General features: G+C 59.6%; 22 protein-coding genes. 13 read left to right on the top strand and 9 right to left on the bottom strand.

Features of this window, described 5'->3' with window-relative positions:
* Nucleotides 1-6: 6 nt before the first annotated feature.
* The 3 genes from G9X64_RS21170 to G9X64_RS21160 form a co-directional block, all read right to left on the bottom strand.
* The gene (locus G9X64_RS21170) at nt 7-1,431 is read right to left on the bottom strand and encodes an HlyD family type I secretion periplasmic adaptor subunit (RefSeq protein WP_168310570.1); all 1,425 of its coding nucleotides are present in this window, start codon (nt 1,429-1,431) and stop codon (nt 7-9) included.
* A gap of 14 nt (nt 1,432-1,445) precedes the next feature.
* The gene (locus G9X64_RS21165) at nt 1,446-3,161 is read right to left on the bottom strand and encodes a type I secretion system permease/ATPase (RefSeq protein ID WP_168310569.1); all 1,716 of its coding nucleotides are present in this window, start codon (nt 3,159-3,161) and stop codon (nt 1,446-1,448) included.
* A 90-nt stretch (nt 3,162-3,251) separates the two neighbouring features.
* Entirely contained in the window at nt 3,252-3,827 is a 576-nt protein-coding gene (locus tag G9X64_RS21160; protein ID WP_171377372.1) for a PE-PGRS family protein, read from the bottom strand.
* A 667-nt stretch (nt 3,828-4,494) separates the two neighbouring features.
* Between G9X64_RS21160 and G9X64_RS21155 the strand changes: the two genes are divergently transcribed.
* The 3 genes from G9X64_RS21155 (at nt 4,495) to G9X64_RS21145 (ending at nt 7,508) form a co-directional block, all read left to right on the top strand.
* Nucleotides 4,495-5,583: a hypothetical protein gene (locus G9X64_RS21155; protein WP_171377358.1), complete on the top strand. Its 1,089-nt coding sequence runs from the start codon at nt 4,495-4,497 to the stop codon at nt 5,581-5,583.
* Between the two features lie 850 nt (nt 5,584-6,433).
* Nucleotides 6,434-7,141: a LuxR C-terminal-related transcriptional regulator gene (locus tag G9X64_RS21150; RefSeq protein ID WP_171377371.1), complete on the top strand. Its 708-nt coding sequence runs from the start codon at nt 6,434-6,436 to the stop codon at nt 7,139-7,141.
* Nucleotides 7,142-7,256: 115 nt separating this feature from the next.
* The gene (locus tag G9X64_RS21145; protein WP_171377357.1) at nt 7,257-7,508 is read left to right on the top strand and encodes a hypothetical protein; all 252 of its coding nucleotides are present in this window, start codon (nt 7,257-7,259) and stop codon (nt 7,506-7,508) included.
* A 10-nt stretch (nt 7,509-7,518) separates the two neighbouring features.
* On the opposite strand, the gene G9X64_RS21140 is transcribed toward G9X64_RS21145, so the two are convergent.
* The 6 genes from G9X64_RS21140 to G9X64_RS21115 form a co-directional block, all read right to left on the bottom strand.
* Nucleotides 7,519-8,244, bottom strand: a complete 726-nt coding sequence (locus G9X64_RS21140; RefSeq protein WP_168310565.1) for an SDR family oxidoreductase — start codon at nt 8,242-8,244, stop codon at nt 7,519-7,521.
* 11 nt (nt 8,245-8,255) lie between these two features.
* On the bottom strand, nt 8,256-9,317 hold the full coding sequence (locus G9X64_RS21135) for an ABC transporter ATP-binding protein (RefSeq protein ID WP_168310564.1): 1,062 nt from the start codon (nt 9,315-9,317) through the stop codon (nt 8,256-8,258).
* Between the two features lie 60 nt (nt 9,318-9,377).
* Nucleotides 9,378-9,584 carry a DUF2160 family membrane protein gene (locus G9X64_RS21130; RefSeq protein ID WP_018447078.1) on the bottom strand — a complete coding sequence of 69 codons (207 nt, stop codon included), beginning with the start codon at nt 9,582-9,584 and terminating at the stop codon, nt 9,378-9,380.
* Between the two features lie 4 nt (nt 9,585-9,588).
* Entirely contained in the window at nt 9,589-10,425 is an 837-nt protein-coding gene (locus G9X64_RS21125; protein ID WP_168310563.1) for a carbohydrate ABC transporter permease, read from the bottom strand.
* 4 nt (nt 10,426-10,429) lie between these two features.
* The gene (locus G9X64_RS21120) at nt 10,430-11,305 is read right to left on the bottom strand and encodes a carbohydrate ABC transporter permease (RefSeq protein ID WP_003545408.1); all 876 of its coding nucleotides are present in this window, start codon (nt 11,303-11,305) and stop codon (nt 10,430-10,432) included.
* Between the two features lie 97 nt (nt 11,306-11,402).
* Nucleotides 11,403-12,836, bottom strand: coding sequence for an extracellular solute-binding protein (locus G9X64_RS21115; RefSeq protein ID WP_168310562.1), 1,434 nt, complete (start codon nt 12,834-12,836; stop codon nt 11,403-11,405).
* 297 nt (nt 12,837-13,133) lie between these two features.
* On the opposite strand from G9X64_RS21115, the gene G9X64_RS21110 reads away from it, so the two are divergent.
* From G9X64_RS21110 to G9X64_RS21065, 10 genes are all read left to right on the top strand, one after another.
* Nucleotides 13,134-14,018 carry a sugar phosphate isomerase/epimerase family protein gene (locus tag G9X64_RS21110; protein WP_168310561.1) on the top strand — a complete coding sequence of 295 codons (885 nt, stop codon included), beginning with the start codon at nt 13,134-13,136 and terminating at the stop codon, nt 14,016-14,018.
* Nucleotides 14,019-14,080: 62 nt separating this feature from the next.
* Nucleotides 14,081-15,307: an ROK family transcriptional regulator gene (locus G9X64_RS21105; protein WP_168310560.1), complete on the top strand. Its 1,227-nt coding sequence runs from the start codon at nt 14,081-14,083 to the stop codon at nt 15,305-15,307.
* Between the two features lie 26 nt (nt 15,308-15,333).
* Entirely contained in the window at nt 15,334-16,311 is a 978-nt protein-coding gene (locus G9X64_RS21100; protein WP_168310559.1) for a tagatose kinase, read from the top strand.
* The gene (locus tag G9X64_RS21095; protein ID WP_168310558.1) at nt 16,311-17,588 is read left to right on the top strand and encodes a D-tagatose-bisphosphate aldolase, class II, non-catalytic subunit; all 1,278 of its coding nucleotides are present in this window, start codon (nt 16,311-16,313) and stop codon (nt 17,586-17,588) included. Before G9X64_RS21100 ends, G9X64_RS21095 begins: the two co-directional genes overlap by 1 nt.
* Nucleotides 17,589-17,618: 30 nt before the next feature.
* On the top strand, nt 17,619-18,344 hold the full coding sequence (locus G9X64_RS21090; protein WP_168310557.1) for an SDR family oxidoreductase: 726 nt from the start codon (nt 17,619-17,621) through the stop codon (nt 18,342-18,344).
* Nucleotides 18,345-18,356: 12 nt separating this feature from the next.
* Nucleotides 18,357-19,130 carry an SDR family NAD(P)-dependent oxidoreductase gene (locus G9X64_RS21085; protein ID WP_168310556.1) on the top strand — a complete coding sequence of 258 codons (774 nt, stop codon included), beginning with the start codon at nt 18,357-18,359 and terminating at the stop codon, nt 19,128-19,130.
* Nucleotides 19,131-19,268: 138 nt separating this feature from the next.
* On the top strand, nt 19,269-20,093 hold the full coding sequence (locus G9X64_RS21080) for a class I fructose-bisphosphate aldolase (RefSeq protein ID WP_171377356.1): 825 nt from the start codon (nt 19,269-19,271) through the stop codon (nt 20,091-20,093).
* 22 nt (nt 20,094-20,115) lie between these two features.
* Entirely contained in the window at nt 20,116-21,270 is a 1,155-nt protein-coding gene (locus G9X64_RS21075) for a Gfo/Idh/MocA family protein (RefSeq protein ID WP_168310554.1), read from the top strand.
* A complete protein-coding gene (locus G9X64_RS21070) occupies nt 21,270-21,941 on the top strand; it encodes a D-lyxose/D-mannose family sugar isomerase (RefSeq protein WP_168310553.1) in 672 nt (223 codons plus the stop codon). Before G9X64_RS21075 ends, G9X64_RS21070 begins: the two co-directional genes overlap by 1 nt.
* Nucleotides 21,941-22,999 (top strand): carbohydrate kinase family protein, encoded by a 1,059-nt coding sequence (locus G9X64_RS21065; protein WP_171377355.1) that lies wholly within the window; start codon nt 21,941-21,943, stop codon nt 22,997-22,999. The genes G9X64_RS21070 and G9X64_RS21065 overlap by 1 nt, the downstream gene beginning before the upstream one ends.
* The last annotated feature ends 76 nt before the right edge of the window (nt 23,000-23,075 follow it).

Raw genomic sequence — 23,075 nt, 5'->3', positions numbered from 1 at the left:
ACCGCCTCAGTCCTCCCGAAATGCTCTGTTGAAACTGTCGAGGAGTGGTCTGATGGCATAGAGCGCCACGCTGCTTTGGCCCGTTTCGATCAGTGTCTGTGCGGGCATGCCCGCGACCAATTCGACATCACTCATTTTCGCCAGCCGCTCGTCCGTTACACGGATCGTCGCGGCAAAGTAGGGCTGGCCGCTCTGCGCATCGATGAGACGGTCCGCCGAAACATACTCGACCCGGCCTTTCAGGAGTGGAACGCGCCGCTGATTGTATGGAAGGAGGTGAACCTGTGCCTCGAGCCCCGCACGGACGAGATTGATGTCTTCCGGCCTGACGTGGGCAGACACGACAAGGCGATCGGAGCGTGGCAGAAGATCGACGATCGGTTCACCCGCGCCGATCACCCCTCCTGATGTGTGGACGCGCAGGTTCATGATTGTTCCATCGTCGGGAGCGCGGATATCGGTCCTTGCGAGTTGATCGTCGATCGCCCGCAAGCGCTCGCGCAGGTGCATGATCCGGCTTTCCGTATCGCGCATGCCTTGGGCGACTTCGCTCAAACGGTCGCTCTCAAGCTTTGCGAGATCGGCCTGTGAGCCGCTGATCACCTGGTAGGCGCGAGAGATCTGTGCCTCTACTTGACCCTGCTGGCCATCGAGGTCTGCTTTTTCCCGCTGGAGGTTGAGAAGTCTGCTCCTTCTTTCCAGTCCTTTGGCGCTAAGGATCGTAACCTGATCCAGTTCTTGCTGCGAGATTGTCGCTCTGTCGGCCAGTGCCGCCTTCTGCGCGCCAAGTCCGACGATTTCCTGCCGCACCTGCGCGATCTTTTCATTGGCGATCTGAATTTCCGCCTGCATGACGCGGCGACGGGCTTCGAAGATTTTCTGTTGCCCGATCAGAATCGCGCTGACCGAAGGATATCTGTCCATGGCTGCCCTGAGGTCCTCAGGATAGGCGACATGGTCGCCGCCCGTCTGCTCCGCAAGCAGGCGGGCGCGGCTTCCTTCGGCGTCCCAAAGTTGCCCTTGAATGCTGTCGCGCTCCGAGCGAGACTTCGTGTCGTCGAGTTTTATCACGATCTGTCCGGCCATGACCGCATCGCCGTTTTTAACGAGTATCCGTCGGACAATCCCGCCTTCCAGATGCTGAATGGTCTTGCGGCTGGACTCCGGTTCGATAACGCCCGATGCAATTGCAGCGCTTTTCAGCGGCGCCAGGACAGACCAGATTCCTAATCCGACTATGAACACCAGAATCAACAGGTTGCCCGTCCAGACAACGCCTCTGAGCCCCGGCATCGGCGAGGGGGGCGCGGGTCCGCGCTGTTTCGACTCGATCACCGGCAAATAGGCCGTCTGTTGCCTGGCCAACCGCCGACCCGTCCTGGGCGAATTTGAAAATTTCGCCGGCGTTGCGTCCAGTTGAACAAGGGCCATGGCGGCGTCCCTCCCTACGTTCCTGTTCGAGACGGTGGTTGAAGATAAGTTTCATAAATACGCTCGCTGTCGCCGAAGGCAGCCACAGTCCCATTACGCATGATGGCAATCTTGTTGGTGACCGGCAGGATCCCCATCCGGTGCGTTATGATAACGACGGTCATCCCCCTGGATTTCATGCGCTCGATTGCCGCAAACAGCATGCGTTCGCCGTCATAATCCAGGCTCGAATTCGGATCGTCGAGAACGATCAGAGACGGATTTCCGTAGGCCGCCCGTGCCAGTCCCAGCTGTTGGCGCTGAGCTCGAAGGAGCAGGTTTCCACCTTCACCGATATCGGTCTCGTAGCCCTGCGGCAGCCGCATGATCGCCTCGTGCAATCCAACCAGCTTTGCGGCGTCGATCGCTTTGCCGGGATCTCCTCCGTCCAGCCGGCCGATCACATCCTTGATCGCTCCGCCGAAGAGTTCGATGTCCTGCGGCAGGTATCCGACGTGGCAACTCCCCCCGCAAAGGCGCAGAGCCGAGATATCGACCCCACCGAGAAGAGCATATCCGCGCGTTGCTGGCACAACGCCTGCCATGACGCGACCAAGTGTCGATTTTCCCGATCCCGACGGGCCGATGAGCGCTATGCAATCGCCGGGCGCGAGGCGCAATGTGATATCGGTCAATATCGGCCGATCAGCGAAGGGTTTGAAATAGCTCACATTATCGAGAACGAGGCCATTGGGTTCCGGCAGCGGCACCATTCGGGCATCGCAATCCGATGCAACTGTTATCAGCATTCTGTTCAAGCGATTGAAGGCATTGCGCGCAAACGTAAAGGAGCGCCATGCCCCTATTGCCCCCTCGATTGGTGCGAGCCCGCGGCCGAGCAGCAGGCTCGCAACGAAGATGATCCCGGGACTGCCGCTGTTTACGAGCACCAGCCATGTCGCGGATCCCATCATGAGGATCTGCGCCAGTGTGCGGATCGATTTTGAGAAACCAAGAATGATCTCGGTGCGATGCATCGCGATGTCCTGCGCCCTTCTTGCCATTTCCGCATCGCGGTAGACGATCAGCGCTGCGCCATCCTGCATGCCCATTGCCCTGATGACCTCGATGTTTTTGAGGGCGGTCGCAAATCGCAGATAGCTCCTCGAAAGGGCAAGATTGGCGTGGGCAAGCGGCTCCCGCGTCGCCAGTTCCGTCATGAACGCAAACAGCAGAAGTGCAACGGCGCTCAGGAGACCGATGGTCCCAAGCAACGGATGAACAAGAAAGAGCAGGAGCAGGAATAGCGGCGCCCAAGGAACGTCAAAAAACAGCGAGCTGGCCGGTGAATCGAGGAACTGGCGTAATGCAGCCAGGTCCCTGTAGCATTCCGTGGCGGCTCCCGTATCGGCGCGAGCGGCATATTCGAATGATGAGGTGAGCACCATGGGCCGTAGCCTGTGGTCCAGCCAACTGCCGATGCGCGAAAGAGCTGCCCTGCGCACGATATCCAGCGTGGATCCGACCAGCACGGCGATGGCGATGATCATCGTCAGCATCAGGAGCGTGTCGGCGCTTCGGCTCGACAGGACCCTGTCATAGATCTGCAGGAGATAGATGGAAGGCGCGAGAAGAAAGAGATTGTAGCCGCAGCTGTAGAGGAAGACCAACCCAAAGGCTCCGGCACAAGCCCTAAGCGCAACAACAAGCTGTGTCGGCGGGCGCGGTGGCTTTATGGAAATCGTTGTCATTATCAGATCTCGCTGCACTTGATACTGACAAGAAGAGGCTGCTTACTTTGAGGGCCGCCGGCCGAAACCAGCGGCCCTTGAAGTCTGAGTTCAGGAGCCGAGATGGTCGACGTCGATATGGCCGAAGGCGTTTATGAAGTGATCGAGAGAATTGTTCACCGTCGTCGTTTCGGGATCGGTGTGAACCAAAGCTGACGAGATATCGCCGCCCAGAGCGTTGTTCCCGTTGCCGCCGTTGCCGCCGACACCTGCGAGGATGGTGGCATGCTGATCGGCCACAAGCTGCGTATATTGTGTCGCGGTCGTAGCCGCATTCACGGTAGCCGTGTCGCCGCCGCTCGAGTTTCCTTGGCTGCCGTTGGAGTTTGAATCTCCCCCCGCGCCGCCGTCGCCGCTGTTCGTGACCGCCGCCAGGAAGCCGTTCTTGGCCTGAGCAAAGCCACCGTCTTCGCCACTGCCGGCGTCCCAACCTGCCTTCTGCCAAACGTGATCGCCATTGTGCAGATCGGTCGTTGCCCCGTAGACCTTTTGCACGGGGTCTACATAGGCAACCGGGTTGTAGTTGATGTTCCCATCGTTGTGGCCATCACCGCCGTTGCCGGCATTCGCGTCACCCGCATCCGGGTTGTTGAGATGAATCGTGTCGGATATTTGTGGAATAGGCATTGATGTCACTCCTTAATTGGTTTCATCCGTGTTCGTTTTACGGTGTCCCCCTACGGCGTGCGTTTCCAGCATGTCACCGCAGCCAATACAACCGCAGGCGAATATTGCCTGCGATTTAATCTGTGGCCTATCTAGATATTCGGTGACATTCATTCGGGCGTATACTTGGATGTGGTGGAGCGTTATTTGGATTGGTACTTAGTGATTTGGTGCAGGGTGGCATGGTCGATCATGTCTGCGACCTCGTCGAAGCGACATCAGGACCTCTGATCCAAAGGCGGATTTAGAGCCTTTCCGGGTTAGATTGAAGCATTCTGCCCTGGCGGAAAGATGCCCGGCCCTTCGGGTTGGCTGAAACGGGCCGCCTGATCGACCGGCCGGCTTGGCCGTAGAGCTGGGCTACGACGCGCGCCGGCCGGTCGACCATCCGACTCCGTTTGAGCCAACAGAATGCTGCAATCTAACCCGGAAAGGCTCTAATGCTCGCAAACTCGCACAACGGGCGCTGCGGTCATGACAGCCAAATGGCTACAGCACTAGCCGACAGGATGTAGACGAATTGCAGGCTCTGCTTTTTCCACGTTCAGATGCACAATGCCTGAACAATTCAGGCTGCATAGCGCCGCATGCTCGGTGGATGTGCGGTCGACCGCGAATGGAGACGGTAATGGCGGAAACTCGTCCCTTATTGGAAGGCCTGCCCAAGACGGGCACCGATCAACACCTCGCCTCCAACGTGGCCGCGGGGCATCTGGCGCTGGTGCCGACTTGGCTTCCACTGGATGTCGCTTCCGGTTCGAGCCATAATTCAGCCGGCAGCGGTGGTGACGGGATCAGCGAAGGCGTGATCAGCAGCAACGCACTGGCTGTCTTCACGCCGTCCAATGCCGCTATTGCGGGACCTCATTCGGGTGCAGACGCCTTTCAGGGCAACGACGCGCTCATCAATCAGCATCCCACCGAAATGGCGGGGATAGGCGGGAATGGTGGAAGCGGCAATGTTGCCATCGGCGGCGGCGATGGCGCCAATCATGCCGGCACCGGGGGCAATGGGCTCTTCTACGGTGGACTCGTCAGCACCGAAGTCGCGGTGTTTGCCCCCGTGAATACTGCCGTGGCTGCCGGCCCCGGCGCGGAGGCTCAGGCCGAGCAATCGAACAATGCACTGTTCCTGCAGGGCGCGACCCAGATTGGCGGCATGGGCGGCTCGGGCGGAGACCATAACGTCGCGAGCCACGGCACGTCGATGAGCCCGGGAACTGCGCTTACATTGACCGGCGACTTTTATGCGGGCCATGGCGGTGATGGTTATTTCGTCGGCAGCATGGTCGACGTGAGTATTGCCATCTTTTCACCGATCAACATCGCTGTGGGCGCCGTAGGCGGCTCCGCAGAGGCTCATCAGACAAACAATGTCATTTTCGATCAGGGCACTGTGCAGATTGCAGGCATCGGCGGCAATGGCGGTGGCTTCAACCTGTCGTCAGATACGATTTTTACCGGCAATCACGCGGGTGGCGGCGGTGGGGACGGATCGTCAACCGGCAGCATGGTAGACGTCAATTTCGGCTATTTCCATCCCATCAACATTGCCGTTCCCGCCGGCGGGACGGCGGACGCCCAGCAGATCGATCATGTTCTCTACGACCAACATGCGCTCCAGTTGGCCGGCATCGCGGGCCACGGCGGAGAAGGCAACCTCACCGACGCCCATTCGGCTCTCGTAGACGACATTCTGGCCTTCATGCATACCTAGAGAAGGATGATTTTAGGCCGGGTCGCCGAAAACCGCTCACACTTTTCGGCATCATTCTCCCGGGGATAGAATCCCAATTTTGCATTGCGAGGCTCAACTGCACGAAACCGTTCTTCGTGCGATCTTTCAGCTATATGTTGAATTGCTTCCTCCACCCGGCATTCGTCTCCTTGGCCGCTATGGCACGATGGGCTCACCGAGATGCCGAACATTCCACCATGACCTCATCCGCATTGTCGCCGATTTCGGCCGCCAGAGGCCGTCACCTTCGGCCGGTATCGGGCGGTGCCGGCGCAGTGCTGCCTAAGGGAGAACGATGCCAACTGGTATTAAGGCGTCATCGGAGCGCAGTTTCACTAATCATAACGGGTAATCAGCCATCCTGTACTTTTGTTGCTTTTCGCGTTTGTCGTTTTGCTGTCGGGGTCCGCGGCTGCTTTGAATTGAGATATGGAAACAAAGCCGAGCCGATCGGCAGCTCGTTATATCCAATGGCGCTTTCCGAAATGGGTCTGTAGCAGATCGATTGCCTTTTCAGTGCCTTTGAAAGCTTTGTTGACCCGCTCGCCGTACGTGAATTCGGCGAAGGCTGGAAAGTCTGCAGCGGCAAGTCGAACCATCAGGCCTTTATGAAAAAGCTCTTCAATATGCTCTGCAATCCCAGTTATCTATCGTTGATATCTTATAGACTATAAGAATTATCATGAGAGATCAGACTATTGATATCTGAAATACACTCACTTTTTATCATGACATGTAGTGAGAACAGGAATAATATGAATAGCCGTTGCGTTGCAAATATTCTTGGGGGAGCGCGCAAGTGTCCGACATTGCTGGAATTAGGCGCCGTATGGGGCGCAATGCACCAACTGTGATCATCATTGAGCATTCTACATTAGCGCGCACGACCGTGGTGAAGCTTCTTGAGCGTGAACTCGTCGGGTGGAACGTTATAGATTTGATTTCGACTGAGAGTCTCGATCGAGCTCTTGGATCCGAGGTGCGTTTGATTGTATTGGATCTGGCCGGCAGAGGTGTTGAGAGCACTAGCCTGCGTGATGATCTCGCGGCGATTGCTGCACGTTTTCCTGAGGCTACTGTCACGTTGCTCTCGGGTACGGATGACGCCATCATAGCCCGTCAGGCACTCAAGATGGGCATCCGCGGCTTTTTCTCGACTTCACTTCCCGTTGACATTGCCCTTGCCGGTCTTCGTCTCGTTCTGGCAGGAGGAACATTTTTCCCGCAGCTATTGGGAGCTGTTACAAACGGCTCGAGCGAGCATAATCCGGCCAGAAATGAGGCCGAAAAGAACTTGGATGATAGGACGCAGTACCTGGCGATTGCTGATTTCACCCCCCGGGAAGCGGATGTCCTCGCGGCGCTGCAATGCGGTTGTTCAAATAAGGTAATTGCAGGAAAACTCAATTTGTCGGGGCATACGGTGAAGATGCATTTGCAACACATAATGCGTAAGTTGCAGGCGCAGAACCGCACTGAAGTGGTTGCCCGCTTAGTCCAAAGAGCCGCCGGTGGGCCTGACGTCTCGCCGAGTTAGCCAGTGTCGCCAGTAGCGGGGGAGTATCGGCGGGCGTTTCAACTGGTTTCATATCGTGATGCCTTGATGGGAACCGCGAGTCCGGCCGTCCGTTACCCTTCGAGGAACGGAGGAAATGGACATGCGCAAGAAAAAAGCCATCGTCGAGGCAGCGCTCGAGTCCGAGTACGAGCGCCAGGCACTGGGGATCATGAATACGGAGCAAGCTCTCAAGCTTGAAGATTCCGACGGTCTTGTCTTCAGTCATCCGGATAAAGAGGCCGGAGTGACGGATCACTTCGTTGATCAAGATGAGCTGCGCCGATTGGTGCGGCGGTCAACCTCGCCGCCTCCCGTATTGCAATCGCAGGATCGTACGACACGTTAGCTGCTGAACTTCAGGCAATCATATAGCCGCCGTCCACCGGCATCGATATGCCGTTCACCATGGCAGCCTCATCGGACAGCAGGAAAAGAACAACCTCGGCGATGTCAGCCGGCTCAGCGAAACGACCGACGGGAATTCGCTTCATCATCCCTGCGGCTTTCTCGGGATCGCTCCATGCCTTCACCGCCATTGGCGTCAACGTCACCGTTGGGTGGACGCCGTTCGCGCGAATGCCGTGAGGTGCGAGCTCCTTTGCCATGACGCGTGTCAAGCCATCCAATCCACCTTTCGACGCACAATAGGCAGCGTGGTCGGGGATGCCGACGAAGGACGCGACCGACGAGACATTGACGATGGCGCCCTTGCGGTCCTCCTTGATCAGCGAGCGGGCATATTCCTGGGCGACGATCATTGGAGCACGCGTGTTGACCGCAACGAGACGATCGAATGCTTCGACGGTTGTCTCCAGGAACGGCTGGAGCTCGGTCGTACCGGCGCAGTTGATAAGGAAATCTGCGGGAAGGGCGGCGATCGCTGCCTCTCTGGTCGCATCGGCGTCTGCGAGATCGACCTGGATTGCCCGGCAGCCGAATTCCCCTCGTAGCGCTTCGACGTCGGCACCGCTGCGGGTCAGGGCAACGATCTGCGCACCCCGTTCGACGAGCATCCTTACAATTTCGCGTCCGATGCCTTTGCCGGCGCCGGTCACGATCACCGTCTTTCCTCTGAACTCCATGGATCGTCCTCCTAAAGTCTCTGGCCCGTTTCCCGATCGAAGATATGCGCACGTCGGGGATCGATGTGGAAGTACATCGTCCGTCCGGGGTCGACCTCGATACGCTCGCGGATCAGGGCGTCGATCGGTACACCTCCCGTGCGGCCGAAGATCAATGTCTCCGAACCCGTGGGCTCGAACACCGAGACTTCGACCGGAACGCCTTCTTCGCCGATCGTGATGTGCTCCGGTCGGATGCCGTAGGTAACGGCTCGTCCTTCATCCGCATTTGTATCCGCCATCGGAAGGGCGATGCCCTGGTCGGTGATGACGATCTTCCTACCGTCGCTTGTGGCTATGCGGCCATGAAGGAAGTTCATCGATGGGCTGCCGATGAAGCCGGCGACGAAAAGGTTGACCGGAAAGTCATAGAGATCGAGAGGCTTGCCGATCTGCTCGACCCTGCCATCGCGCATCACCACGATCTTGTTGGCCATCGTCATCGCCTCGATCTGATCGTGCGTGACGTAGACGGTGGTGGTCTTCAGCCGCTGGTGAAGCTCCTTGATCTCGACGCGCATGGTGACGCGGAGCTTGGCGTCGAGGTTCGACAATGGCTCGTCGAACAGGAAGACCTGCGGATCGCGGACGATGGCACGGCCCATCGCCACGCGTTGACGCTGTCCGCCCGACAGTTGCTTCGGATAGCGGTCGAGATAACGCGTCAGGTCGAGGATCTCGGCTGCCCTGCCGACCTTTTCGTCGATCTCCGCCTTCGGACGCTTGGCCATCTTCAGCGGAAAGCCCATATTCTCGGCGACCGTCTTGTGGGGATAGAGAGCGTAGCTCTGAAACACCATCGCGATGTCACGCTCCTTCGGGGGAGCGTTGGTGACAACACGGCTGCCGATCCGGATGTCTCCGCTGCTGACCGTCTCCAGCCCGGCGATCATCCGGAGCAGGGTGGACTTGCCGCAGCCGGATGGACCGACCAGCACGACGAATTCGCCGTCCTCGATGTCGACGCTGACGCCGTGCATGACTTGAAGAGAGCCATATTTCTTGGTGACGTCGCTAACCTGTACGTTTGCCAATGTCGTTCCCCCTAAAGCAGCGCAGTGTGTGTTTTGATGTCGTTGCCGGAATTCATCATCTCATCCCTTCCAGACGATGTAGGCGCCAAGGACTGCCGAGATCGCCGCCGCGAACCATACCGAAAGCCCGAACGGCTCGATGAACCGCATCCAGAACAGCGAGAGCGCGACCCAGATCACGATCGAAATGAAGAGCCGGTCGAACCAGTTCGTTTCGATCGGCAGAAACCCCGGCTTGGGTTCGTTATTTCCTGATTGAGACGTCATCGTTTCATCCTTTCACGGCGCCGAAGGTCAGGCCGGCGACGATGTGACGCTGGACCACCGAAAAGACGATGAGCGCCGGAACCAATGTCAGCATGGAGATCGCGGCCATGATGCCCCAGGCCGTCCCCGTCGTCGTCACATATTCCGACAGGCCGGTGGTGAGTGTCCGCGCATGGAAGTTGGTGAGCGTCGCCGCCAGCAGGTATTCGTTCCACGCAAACACCCAGGTCAGGATCAGCGTCACTGCAAGTCCGGGCCGTGCCAATGGAAAGATGATATCATAGAGGACGGTCCATGGGCTCGCACCATCCATATAGGCCGCCTCGTCCAATTCCTTCGGAATGCCTTCCACGGTCGGGCGCAGCGTCCAGATGGCGAAGGGAAGGTTGAAGGAGCAATAGACCAGGATCATGCCCAGCTTGGAATCGGCGAGCGAGAAGTCGCCGATCCTGTAGACCTGCGTCAAAAGCAGGAAAAGCGGCAGGAGGAAGACCGCCGGCGGCGCCATGCGGTTGGTAATCGTCCAGAAGAAGATGCTTTCCTTGCCGGCGAGGTCGAAGCGCGTCAGGGCATAGCAGGCAAGGAAGCCGAGCGTGGTGACGAGCAGCGCGTTGCCCGACGAAATGATCAGCGAGTTGAGCATGTATCCGCGCAAGGTCGGATTGGTCAGCACGTCCTGGTAATTCTTCCAGAAGAAGCTCCGGAGAATAACATCGGGTGTCGAAAACAGGTCGAAGGGCTGTTTCACCGATATGACGAAGAGCCAATAGATCGGGAATAGGGTGACGAAGCTTATCAACGTCCACAGGAGGACCGGAAGCCAGGGACTTTTGGTCTTCATCGCTTCAACCTCTCTTCACGCGGGGTGCAATCAAGCCGACATAGAGCAGCCAGCAGACGACGATGGTGAGATAGAGGACGATGACGGAGATCGCCGAACCGTAGCCGTAGTTCGTCTTGGGAAAGACTTCCCTGAAGATATGGACGCCGATGTAGCGCGTCGAAGAACCCGGACCGCCGCCGGTCAGCATCAGGACTTCGTCGACGGTGCGCAGTGCATCCATCAGCCTGATGAACACCGTGGCGAGCAGGGCCGGGCGGATCAGGGGGAGCGTGATGTGCCAGAAGATCTGGCTCTTGCCGGCGCCGTCGATCTGCGCCTGCTCGAAAGGGTCTGATGGAAGCGAGACGAGTGCGGCGATCAGCGAGAGGGTGACGAGCGGCGTCCAGTGCCAGATGTCCATGATGACCGTGACGGTGAAGGCCGCAACGGCGCTCTGGCCGATATTCAGATCGTAGCCGAACCAGCTCCTGAGGAGATAGGGAATGATGCCGATGGATGGGGTGGTCATCAGCTTCCAGACGGAGCCGACAATGATTGGCGCCATGATCAGCGGCAGAGTGTGGATCGTGCGAAACACCGCTTTTCCGGGAAAGTCCTTGAGCAGCGCCTGGGCGAGGATGTAGCCGAGGACCAGCTCCGACACGACCGCGAAGAAGACGAATGTCAGGGTTATGCCGAGCGATGCCAGGAACTGCGGATCGAAGACGAGCCGCCGATAGTTCTCAGCCCAGTTGAAGATCATGCCCGGATTGGCCGCGAACGGGTTCCATGAATGGAAAGAGACCCAGAGGACATAGATGAATGGAAATATCCCGAACAGTCCGAGGATCACTATGGTCGGTGACAGCAACAGCCACCCGAGCTTCTGCGAATGCATCGCCTATCCCCCATTGAACACTATGTGGACGTCCGCTCCATCAGGGAGCGAAAAGATGACGGGTCGTCGGAACGACCCGTCAGTTGGGGAGGATGTTTTATTTGCGATAGCCGAGCGAGGTGAGCTCCTCTTCGGCCTTTGCCGCCATCTGGTCGAGGCCTTCATCAGGCCCGATCTTGCCGGTCAGGATGTCGTAGAAGATGGGAGCGGTCGCTTCGCGCACCTGAGCATGGAAGGGGTAGGGAGGAGCGCCGGCGAAGAGCTTGCCGTCGTCCTTCAGCATCGTGTAGAAGCCGCCGAGTTTGGTGTCCATCTCCTTCACTTTCGGATCGTCGAACGTCGCCGTATTGGTGATGCGCGGTGCGGCGATCGCCCAATCGGGCTGCACTTCGTTCTGACCGATGAATTCGAGGAACAGCAGTGACGCTTCCTTGTTCTTGGAGGTGACCGGCACGCCGAAGGCGCCGCCATCGTAGTAGCCGATATAACCCTTTCCGGCTTTCGCGTCGTCCAGCACGCCCGGCTCGAGCGGCGGCAGAGCGAAACCGACCTGGCCGACCACCTTCGACTGCGCCGGGTCGCTTGCGATCCATGCGGCATTCTCACCGTAGATCAGTCCCTGGGCGACACGGCCTGCGGCGAAGGTCGTCGCGGTTTCCGTCCAGGTTGACTGCGTCGATTCCGGAGGAGCGATGTCGCGCAGGTGCAGCCAGTACTTCAACGCAGCCTTCGCCTTGTCGCCGTTCATTGCTCCGCCATGTTCGACCGTCGCCGCATAGTTGTTCTTGGCGTCGATGCCCCAATTGTAGACGCCGAAGGTTGGCGCGATGGACTCGAAGAATTCATACCAGGACGCCGGATGGCCTGTATGTGCCTGAGCGGTCGTGCCCCAGAGCTCCATGCCGTTGTCCTTGCCGTACTTCGTGAAGAATTCGGCGATCTCGGTGTATTCCGCGTGTGTGGTCGCGGGCTTCAGGTCCTTACCGGTTTCCTTCTTGAAGGCTTCCTTGATCTTCGGATCGTCGAAGAGGTCCTTGCGATAGAGATAGGCCTTCAGGAAGGCTTCCATCGGAACGCCGAAGAGATCGCCGCTCGAGTCCTTGAAGTAGTCGGCAAAGCTGGTGAAGTTGGCGTCGTCGTAGGTCGGCGCCTTCAGATCCGGCTGGTCCTTCAGCGTCTTCGTGATGTCGACGAGGAAATTCCTGGCGAGATAGGAGTAGATGATGTCCTGCTCGATATAGACCATGTCATAGATGCCGGTCTTGGCTTCCATGTCCTTGATGGCCTTGTCGTACATCTGATCCCAGGACGTCGTCTCGATGTCGACCTTGATGCCGGTCTTCTTTTCGAATTCAGGAGCGAGCACGTTCCTGATGTAGTTCGAGGGCGGGGTGCTTTCGGTGACGCCGTGCAGTGTCACGCCCTTGAATTTGGCGCCGGCGTCGGACCAGAAATCAGCCCAGGCAGGCGAAGCGGTAGTGGCGAGGCTGAGCGTCAGCGCAAGCGCGCTAGCCTTCAAAGCATAATTCATTTTCAATCCTCCCAAAGTGCAGCGAGATCATTTCGCCGGCCTTTTGTGTAGGCCAAAAAAACCACTGACGCAATATTTGTTGTCTAAACATGCAAATCGTGGACCTATCCCTTTGATTTTTGCAGAAACTAATTTCCGGCAAAGGACGGAATGAAGCGGTGAAAGTCTTAAAATATTGCGTTGCAAGGTAATTTTGCAAAGCAGCAAAAAACTTACAGCTAAAATTATTTGTTGTCTTGCCAAACTAAATGGCATAGCACTGTGCGCAACCAAAGGCATTTTTTGGAGGAAAAGGCTATGCGTCGATTGGGTATCCATTCATTTGTATGGACAGGCGGCCAAACGCAGGAAGGGCTGGAAATGGCCCTCAACAAGACGGCCGAACACGGATATCGCACCATCGAATTTGCCTATCTGCGTCCTGAGAAATTCAATCTCGATCGACTGGCAAAGCTTGCGCAATCGCTTGACGTGGAGATTGGCGTGACGATGGGTCTGCCGCTCGACAAAGACGTATCGAGCGAGGATACCTCTGCGGTGTTAGCCGGCAAGCAGACGCTGGCCGACGCCATTCGTGCGGTCCGTGATATCGGCGGCAACAAGCTTGGCGGGATTCTCTATTCCGCGCACACCAAGTACAATCGCCAGCCGACGAAGAAGGGCTGGGACAACAGCGTCGCCGCGATCGCCGCGACCGCCGAAGTCGCCAGGCAGGCGAACGTCGATCTCGTGCTGGAGGTTGTCAACCGGTTCGAGACGAACCTGCTGAATACCACGGCGCAGGGGCTGAAGTTCATCGCCGAGACGGGGTCGGAGCATGTCCGCCTCCACCTCGACACATTCCATATGAACATCGAGGAAGCCAATCCAGCCGCCGCGATCCGCCTGGCCGGCGACAAGATCGGCTACTTCCACATCGGCGAGAGCAACCGCGGTTACCTCGGCGACGGCGTCATCAACTTCGATCTGATCTTCGACGCTCTGCTCGACATAGACTACAAGCGCGACATCGTGTTCGAAAGCTTCTCGACGACGGTCGTGGACGAGGGCCTGTCGCTCGCCTGCGCGATCTGGCGCGACACCTGGGAGGATAATGATCCGCTTGCGGCGCACGCGAAGCGCTATATCGAGCTGAAATATGACGAGGCCAAGCGCCGCCGCGCCACAAACGCGCGGCCCTGATTATCCTTCTGACAGCCTGTTCCAGTCGTGTAAGGGTTGGGCCGACTGAAGGGAATTGAAATATGAACGACACCGTCTCCATCGGAAGTTCGCCGCGCAGGATCCGACAGAACAATATCGTCGCCGCCTTACAGACGATCTATGCCCACCGAAGCCTCAGCCGGGCGGATCTCGCCCGGAAGCTCGGGATGAATCGCTCGTCCTCGGGAGAGATCGTCGCCGAGCTGACGGAAGGTGGATTCGTTCAGGAGTCGGACGAGAGCGGCAAGCAGCGCCTGGAGCATTCCCGTGCCGGTCGTCCGGGCATCATGCTCGAACTGGTACCCGATGCCGCTTTCTTCGTTGGGATAGAGATTGGCGTCGAACATATATCGGCTGCAGTTGTCGATCTCTCCGCCGAGGTCCGGGCATGTCGGAAAATCGCGTTCGACACGCCGTCTTCGACGGTGGAGGAGGCCGTAGCGCAGGGCGTCGAGCTCATTGTCGGCGAGATGACGAAGGGGATGATCGGACGGTGCAAGGGTCTCGGCATATCGGCGCCGGCCCACATCCGGCCGAACGGAATTGTCACTCTCGCACCCATCATCGGCTGGCGAGACGTGTCGTTGAAGGAGATTGGCCAATCGGCATTCCAGGCCGCCGTCCCGGCTGCCGTCCCGATCGCGGTTGAAAACGACGCCAACGCGTTTGCGATCGGCGACAGCTATCGTCACGGCGTCTCAGGCGTGACCCTGTTCCTGCTGATGGAAACCGGTGTCGGTGGTGGCATCATGATCGATGGCAAGCTATTCCGGGGCGGCCACGGCCTGGCGGGAGAAATCGGCCACACCCTGGTACCGGGAAGCGGCGGTCAGAAGTTTGAACAGCTGATCGGTCGCGAAGTGCTGATCAGGCAGTATCGCGAGGCTATTGGACGTAAGCACGTCGATCTGCAGGAATTCCTTGGCGACGTTCATGACCGTGTCCCGGCCGCGGTCAATATTGCCGAAACCTGGTCGCGCCATCTCGCATACGCATTGCTGCAGGCCTGTCGTCTGCTCGACCCGGACAGGATCGTGCTGGGTGGCTCCGTGGCATCTCTCTACCCGATGGTGGCCGCCCGCGTGGCGGTCCACATGTCGGAGGGCCAGAATATACCTTTCCCCATGCCGGAGATCGTCGTGGACGATGATGCGGAGTTCGGTTCCGCCTTCGGCGCGGCGTGCATGTTGCACCAGCGCTTTCTGTCATTGGAGAGCGAGGAGTTCGGCGGCGAGGACGGTGCGCCCATCCAGTCGGCGACGAGTTGATGACAACTATCGAAAGCGGATTGCAAATGACTTCAGTACTGGCTCCGGACCCGCTCGGTCCCACGGTTTGCGTAGGGGAGATCCTCGTCGAGATCGTCGCCACGACGGTCGGTGAGGGGTTTCTTAAAGCTCAGCCGCTTGTCGGCCCGTTCGCGAGCGGAGCGCCGGCGATCTTCATCTCGCAATGCGGGCGCCTGGGCGGCAAGGCCGCAATGGTGGGCGCCGTCGGCGATGATGATTTCGGTCGTGTCAATACCGATCGCCTCAAACGCGACGGCGTCGATGTTTCGACGATCTCGATCGATCCGGACTATCCCACGGGAAGCGCCTTTGTCCGCTACCGCAAGGATGGCTCCCGCGATTTCGTCTACAACATCGCCAAGTCCGCTGCCGCACGCTTCGGCTGGTCTCAAACCGTCGCCGATCTCATCAATCGGAGCGGCCATCTTCACGTGATGGGTTCGGCCCTATCGGTCGCCAGTGCGCGCGCGGTGATCGACAGGGCGGTCGACATCGTCAAGGCGCGCGGGGGAACGCTCTCGGTGGATCCGAACATTCGCAAGGAATTGAAGCTGGACGAGGATACCGAGCACCGCTTTTCCGAGCTTGTCGCTGCCGCCGATCTGCTTCTGCCGTCCGGAGAGGAGCTTGGGCGTGCCGCAGGTGTCGAAGGGGAGGCAGACGCGACCCGCCGCTTGTTCGAGATGGGCGTCAAGGAGATCGTGCTGAAGCGCGGCGCCGAGGGCGCGACCTATTTTGGCAGTCAAGGAGACCGCATCGACGCTCCGGCATTTGTCGTTGAAGAGGTCGATCCCACCGGCGCCGGCGACTGCTTCGGCGGTGCTTATCTCACCTGTCGGCGGCTCGGAATGTCTCCGCAGCAAGCTCTGACCTATGCTTCGGCCGCCGGCGCCCGCAACGTGACGGTCCTCGGTCCGATGGAGGGCGCCGGCACTCGGCAGGAACTCGATGCATTTATCGCTTCAACGGAAAGGCGCCGGTGATGCAGGTGCATCTCAACGAACTGGCCAGGCTGAGGATCGAAGGCCAGCCGAGAGGCGTGACCTCCGTCTGCTCGGCCCATCCGATCGTGCTGCGCGCCGCGCTCCGACACGGACGGCAACAGGCAAGCACCGTCCTCATCGAAGCAACCTGCAACCAGGTCAATCACCTCGGCGGCTATACCGGAATGACACCAAGCGACCTCGTGTCCCTCGTGATGAAGATTGGGGCGGAGGAAGGGTGCCCCGTAAATCTGATCGTTCTCGGCGGCGATCACCTCGGCCCCAATCCTTGGCGCGACCGCCCGGCGGAAGAGGCCATGGCCGAGGCCGAGAAGATGGTTGCCGCCTATGTCGACGCCGGATTCCGCAAGATTCACCTCGATGCCTCGATGGGCTGCAAGGGCGAGCCGGTGGCGCTCGACGACGAAACCACGGCCCATCGTGCCGCCCGGCTGGCGGCGGTTGCCGAGGCCTCGGCGAAAAAGACCGGCGGCGCAATGCCGGTTTACGTCATCGGCACCGAAGTGCCGCCGCCAGGCGGGGCCGATCATGCCCTGACAACCATCGAACCGACGGCGGCCGCAGCGGCGCTGAAGACGATCGAAGTCCACCGCCGGGTCTTTGCCGAGGCCGGACTCGACCAAGCGTTTGGACGGGCCATCGGTCTGGTCGTTCAGCCGGGCGTCGAGTTCGGCAATCAGAATGTCATCCTTTATGGTCGCAGCAAGATAGATGCGCTGAAATCGGTGCTCGCTAAGGAGCCGCAGTTCGTCTTCGAGGCGCACTCGACGGACTATCAGGGAACCCGGCCGTTGACGGCGCTGGTGCAGGACGGCTTTCCCATTCTGAAGGTCGGTCCCGAGCTGACCTTCGTCCTGCGCGAGGCGCTCTACGCGCTGGATGCGATCGCTTCGGACCTCTTACCCGATTACGGCCAGCGTCCGCTCTATCAGGCGATGGAGGCGCTGATGCTCGATCAGCCAGGCAACTGGAGCCGCCACTACCATGGCACAGACGCCGAGATGCGCTGGCTGCGGCACTATTCGCTGTCTGACCGCATCCGCTATTATTGGGCGTCGGCTGAAGCGCAAGATGCCGTCCGGCACCTGTGCGAGGCCATTCGAGGGCAAACCGTGCCGCTGCCATTGCTTTGGCAGCATATGCCGGCCGCACAGGATTTCGCAGATGCGCCGCTCGATCCGGAACAGGTTTTGATCTGGAGAGTGACGAAGAGTCTCGCGGACTATCACGCCGCCTGCGGCGTCGGGAATAATTGACAATCAGGATCAAGACAGGAGGAAAAATCGATGACGGAACTGAATGGGAAGATCGCGGCGGTCACGGGTGCTGCGTCCGGAATAGGACTCGCTTCGACGGAGGCAATGCTCGCCGCTGGCGCGACGGTCGTGCTGGTGGACCGCGATGAGAAGGCCCTTGGGACGGTTTGCGCCCGTCTTGGCGAGCGCGCTATTCCGCTCAAGATCAACTTGCTGGATCCGGGCGAGTGTGCGGGACTGCTCGAGGGCGTCCTGTCGAAGACAGGCAAACTCGATATCCTGCATGCCAATGCAGGGACTTATATCGGCGGCGATCTGATCGAAACCGATCTCGATACTATCGATCGGATGCTCAATCTCAACGTCAATGTTGTCATCAAGAACGTTCGAAACGTCATTCCGCACATGATCGAACGTGGCACTGGCGACATTGTCGTCACCAGCTCCGTCGCCGGACATTCGGCGATTCCATGGGAACCCGTCTATTCGTCGTCGAAGTGGGCGATGACGTGCTTTGTCCAGACAATGCGACGCCAGCTTCTGAAAAGTGGCATTCGTGTGGGGTCGGTTTCTCCAGGGCCGGTGATCAGCGCTCTGCTTGCGGACTGGCCGGAGGAAAACCTTCGCAAGGCCAAGGAGGCAGGAGCTTTGATCGAGCCCAAGGAAGTCGCCGACGCGATCATCTTCATGCTGACCCGGCCGCGCAACGTCACCATCCGCGACATTGTGGTGCTTCCAAGCGCCTTTGACATCTGAAGGAGCCCGAACATGAGTTACCAGGAGAAATTTCGGCTCGATGGCGAACGGGCGGTGGTCACAGGCGGAGGGCGTGCGATCGGCCTCTGCTGCACCGAGGCGCTGGCGGAGGCGGGCGCTGCCGTCGTCGTCATCGAACGCGGCGAGGCCGACGCCGAGCAAGCGCTTGCGCTACGCGACAAAGGCTACGACGTCGAAGTCCGGGTCGGCGACGTCACCGACGCGGCCCGAATGGACGCGATCGCGGCTGAGCTTGCCGATGGCGGCCGGCCGGCGACGATCCTCGTCAACAATGCCGGAATTGGCCAGAGCGGCATTCCGGCGCAGGATCTCACCGACGCGGATTGGCTGCGCATGATGGACGTCAATCTCAATGGCGTCTTCTGGTGCTCGCGCGCCTTCGGCCGTCCCATGATTTCGATGAAGCGCGGTGCCATCGTCAACCTCGGCTCGATGTCGGGGCACATCTGCAACCGGCCCCAGCCTCAGACGGCCTATAACGTCTCCAAGGCGGCGGTCCATCACCTCACGCGCTCGTTGGCCGCCGAGTGGGCGCATCACGGCATCAGGGTAAACGCCGTCGCCCCCACCTATATCGAGACACCGATGGTGGTGGCCGTCGAAGCCAATCGCGAGCGTATTCCGCTCTGGCTCGCCGACACGCCGATGGGGAGGATGGGAACGCCGGAGGAGGTTGCAAGCGCGGTCCTCTTCCTCGCGTCGGACGCGGCCAGCCTAATGACCGGGGCGATCGTCAACGTCGATGCAGGATTCACCTGCTGGTAGGCCCTCCTGGACGAGGTGCGAGCAGCGCCTCGTCCACACCTGGAAACCAGTATGGAAACGTTACCACATAATCTTGACTCGCATTCCTGCTGCGTTTAACCAAATGTGGAAACGTTGCCATATTGGGAGGAAGCTTTCATGAAATCCGCGCGTATCAACCGACTTTTCGGCGTGTCTGGAAATTGTTTTGACGTTGCTATCGATCACGGCATGTTCAATGAACGGACCTTCCTTTCCGGCATCGAGAACATGAAGACGGCCATCGAGGTGATCGCGGACGCTGCGCCGGACGCAATTCAGCTTCCGCCGGGGACGGCACCCCTTCTGCAGGCTATTCCCGGCAAACATCGCCCGGCACTGGTGCTGCGCACCGACATCGCCAACATCTATGGCAATCCCCTGCCGTCTCAGCTGTTTTCCGAGATGATCGACAGGGCGGTGGAGCAGGGCGTTGCGTTGGATGCCGCCTGTGTCGTCGTCAATCTTTTGATGCTGCCGGACCAGCCGGAAGTCTACCGCGCTTGCGTGCGCAATGTGAACAGCCTGAAGCGCGAATGCGAGATCCACGGCATGCCGCTGATGGTCGAGCCGCTTGTCATGCAGGACAATTCCAAGGGGGCCTACATGGTCGACGGCGCGATCGACAAGATCCTGCCGCTTGTGCGTCAGGCGGCCGAACTCGGTGCTGATATCATCAAGGCCGACCCCTGCGACAATGTCGAGGAATATCACCGTGTGGTCGAGATCGCCCAAGGTCTGCCGGTGCTGGTGCGCGGCGGCGGTCGCGTTTCGGATCAGGAAATCCTGATCCGCACCAAGCAGTTGATGGAGCAGGGCGCCCATGGCATCGTTTATGGCCGCAACGTCATTCAACACAACAATCCCGCCGGCATGACGCGGGCCTTGATGGCGATTGTCCATGACAAGGCTTCCGTCGAGCAAGCCTCGCTGCATATTGGCTGACGCGCGTCTGGGAGGACATGTCATGACGAAAATATTCCGCTTCGGCGTCATCGGCTGCGGTCTGATGGGGCGCGAGTTCGCGAGTGCTGCGGCGCGCTGGCTGCATCTGGCCGATGTGAAGGCGCGACCGGAAATCGTCGCCGTCTGTGATACCAACGCGACGCTGCTCGACTGGTTCAGGGACCATGTGCCGACCGTTCGCCAGTTCACTGCCGACTATAGCGAGCTTCTGGCCAATCCCGAGGTCGATGCGGTCTATTGCGCTGTCCCGCATGTGCTGCACCAGCAGTTCTACATCGACATACTGAAGGCCGGAAAGCATCTTCTTGGCGAAAAGCCCTTCGGCATGGACGCCACGCAGAACCGGGAGATCATGGCGGTTCTCGCCGAGCATCCCGAGCTCCTGGTCCGCTGCTCGTCGGAAATGCCGTTCTTCCCTGGTGCACAGAAGGTTATCGCGCTGGCAAAAAGCGGCGAAATGGGGGACATCCTCGAAGTCGAGGCCGGTTTCCTGCACTCTTCGGATATCGACCGGCAGAAGCCGATCAACTGGAAGCGCATGGCCGAGATCAATGGCGATTATGGCTGCATGGGCGATCTCGGCATGCATGTGCTGCACGTGCCGCTGCGTCTCGGCTGGCGCCCGACCACCCTGCATGCGCAACTGGTCAAAAAGGTCACGGAACGTCCCGACGGCAAGGGTGGCATGCTGCCCTGCACCACCTGGGACAATGCCACGATCAGCAGCCGCGTGCACACTGGGGATCAAGATTTCCCGATGGTGCTGAAAACCTGGCGCATCGCGCCCGGCGAATCCAACAGCTGGTACATTCGGGTTCTCGGCATGAAGAAGAGCGCGTTCTTCAGCACGAAGTCGCCGCGCCAGTGGCAGTGGATGGATTATAATGGCGGTGCGCAGGCCTGGAGCACCGAGGATCTCGGCTACGGCTCGCTGTTTCCATGCATTACAGGCAAGATTTTCGAATTCGGTTTTGCCGACGCGATACAGCAGATGTGGGCGGCCTTCGTCGACGAGCTTGCCGGCGGCAATGCCAACGGCTTCGGCTGCGCGACCCCGGCGGAGGCGCAGGCGCATCATGCGGTCTTGACGGCTGCCCTCAAATCCGGCCGTGAGGACGTGGTGGTGCCGGTCGCCTATGACGGGGCGTCCGTCTGATGCAGCGCTCCGAGATCAACGCCGCGTTACGGCGGGCAACCGAAACCCTCGAGCGCTGGCACTGGTCTCTGCCGGCATGGGGCTATTGGACGGCGGCGGATTTTGCCTCTCGCCCGGAGGCATCAGCCTATTTGCGCGCCCATCAGCTGGGTTGGGACGTCACCGATTTCGGCTCGAACCGGTTTGCCGAATGCGGCCTTGTGCTGTTCTGCCTGCGCAATGGCATCGTTGATGTCGAGGGGGAGCGGACCTATGCCGAAAAGCTGCTCTTCGTTGGGGAAGGGCAGGTCACGCCGACGCACCGTCATGCGGCAAAGATGGAAGACATCATCAATCGCGCCGGCGGTGATCTCGTCATCGAATTCGCCGCAACCGATGCCGATGGCAATGTGCTGGCGGAGGATGTGACGGTGCCGGTAGACGGGCTGCCGCACCGGCTCGCTGCATGGGAGCCGTTGGTTCTTCAGCCTGGCCAAGGCGTGACGATCCGCACCGGGCTTTACCACCGCTTTTACGGCAGGATAGGCGGCGGACCTGTCCTTGTCGGCGAGGTCAGCCAGGTCAACGACGACAACAGCGATAATTTCTTTCTGGAGCCGATCGGGCGCTTTGCCGCGATCGAGGAAGACGAGCCGCCGCTGAGACCCTTGTGGAACGAAGGAGTCAACTGATGCGAACCGGGGAGGAGGTTCACGATCGCGACAGTCAGAAGCAGGGCGGCATCGTTTGCGCGGGAAACTTCATCGTCGATCGCGTCCACACCCTGTCCTATTGGCCCGAACAGGGCAATCTTACGCATATCCTGCACCAGGATCTGGGTGTGGGGGGCGGGGCGGCCAATGTCGTCGCCGATCTGGCCTCGCTCGGATTTCCTGGAAAGCTGGCGGCGGCCGGATGCATCGGCACTGATCAGGACGGGGAGATCGTCAAGGCCCGCCTTACGGCTGCCGGCGTCGATGTCGGTGGGCTGACGGCGCTTGCCGACCGGGTGACGGCGCATACGCATGTCATGAATGTACCCGGCCAGAACCGGACCTTTTTCTATCATGGCGGCGCCAACGATGCCGTCACGGACAAGCTTGTCTCACCCGCGGCCTTCGCCAAGGCCGGTTATCGGCTGTTCTATCTCGGTTATCTGATGCTGCTGCCGGGTCTCGACCGCATTGGCCCCGACGGCCGTTCGGGAGCGTCGCGCCTGCTGGAGGCCGCGCGCCGCGCGGGGCTCACGACATGCGTGGATTTGGTATCGAGCGAAGACCCGGACTTTGCGGCCAAGGTCGGCGTCGCTCTGCCCTTCTGCGATTTCCTGATCATCAACGAGATGGAGGCGGGTCGGGCAACCGGCGTTACCGTTCGCGATGCGGAGGGAGATTTGATCGAGGCGGGGCTTTTGGAAGCGGGAGAGCGCCTGCTTGCGGCGGGTGTCGCCAAGGGTGCGATCATCCATGCGCCGGAAACCTGCTTCTGGTTTGCAGCAGGCGCTTCCCCGATCATCACGCGATCACGGCCCGTCGATCCCAGTGACATCGTCAGCACGGTCGGCGCCGGAGACGCCTTCTGCGCCGCTGTGCTCTACGGCCTGCATGAGAACTGGCCGGTCGAGCATATCTGCGCCGTCGCCCATGCGGTGGCCGCGCGTTGCCTTGGGGGTGCGACGGCCACGGATGGCATCCCCGACATATCCGTCCTCCTTCAGGAGGCGACGGAGACGAACCCGCAACCCGCTTGACCCATCGGAGTCGCCTCGGGAGAGGGCGGCGCCGATCATCGTCCAGCCGGAATGGAGGAGCAGACATGAAGCTATT

Origin of the sequence: Rhizobium sophorae, from assembly GCF_013087515.1 — a bacterium.
Lineage (GTDB): Bacteria > Pseudomonadota > Alphaproteobacteria > Rhizobiales > Rhizobiaceae > Rhizobium > Rhizobium sophorae.
The sequence above is the reverse complement of the archived record's forward strand: the minus strand, read 5'-3'. Positions and strand labels throughout refer to the sequence as shown.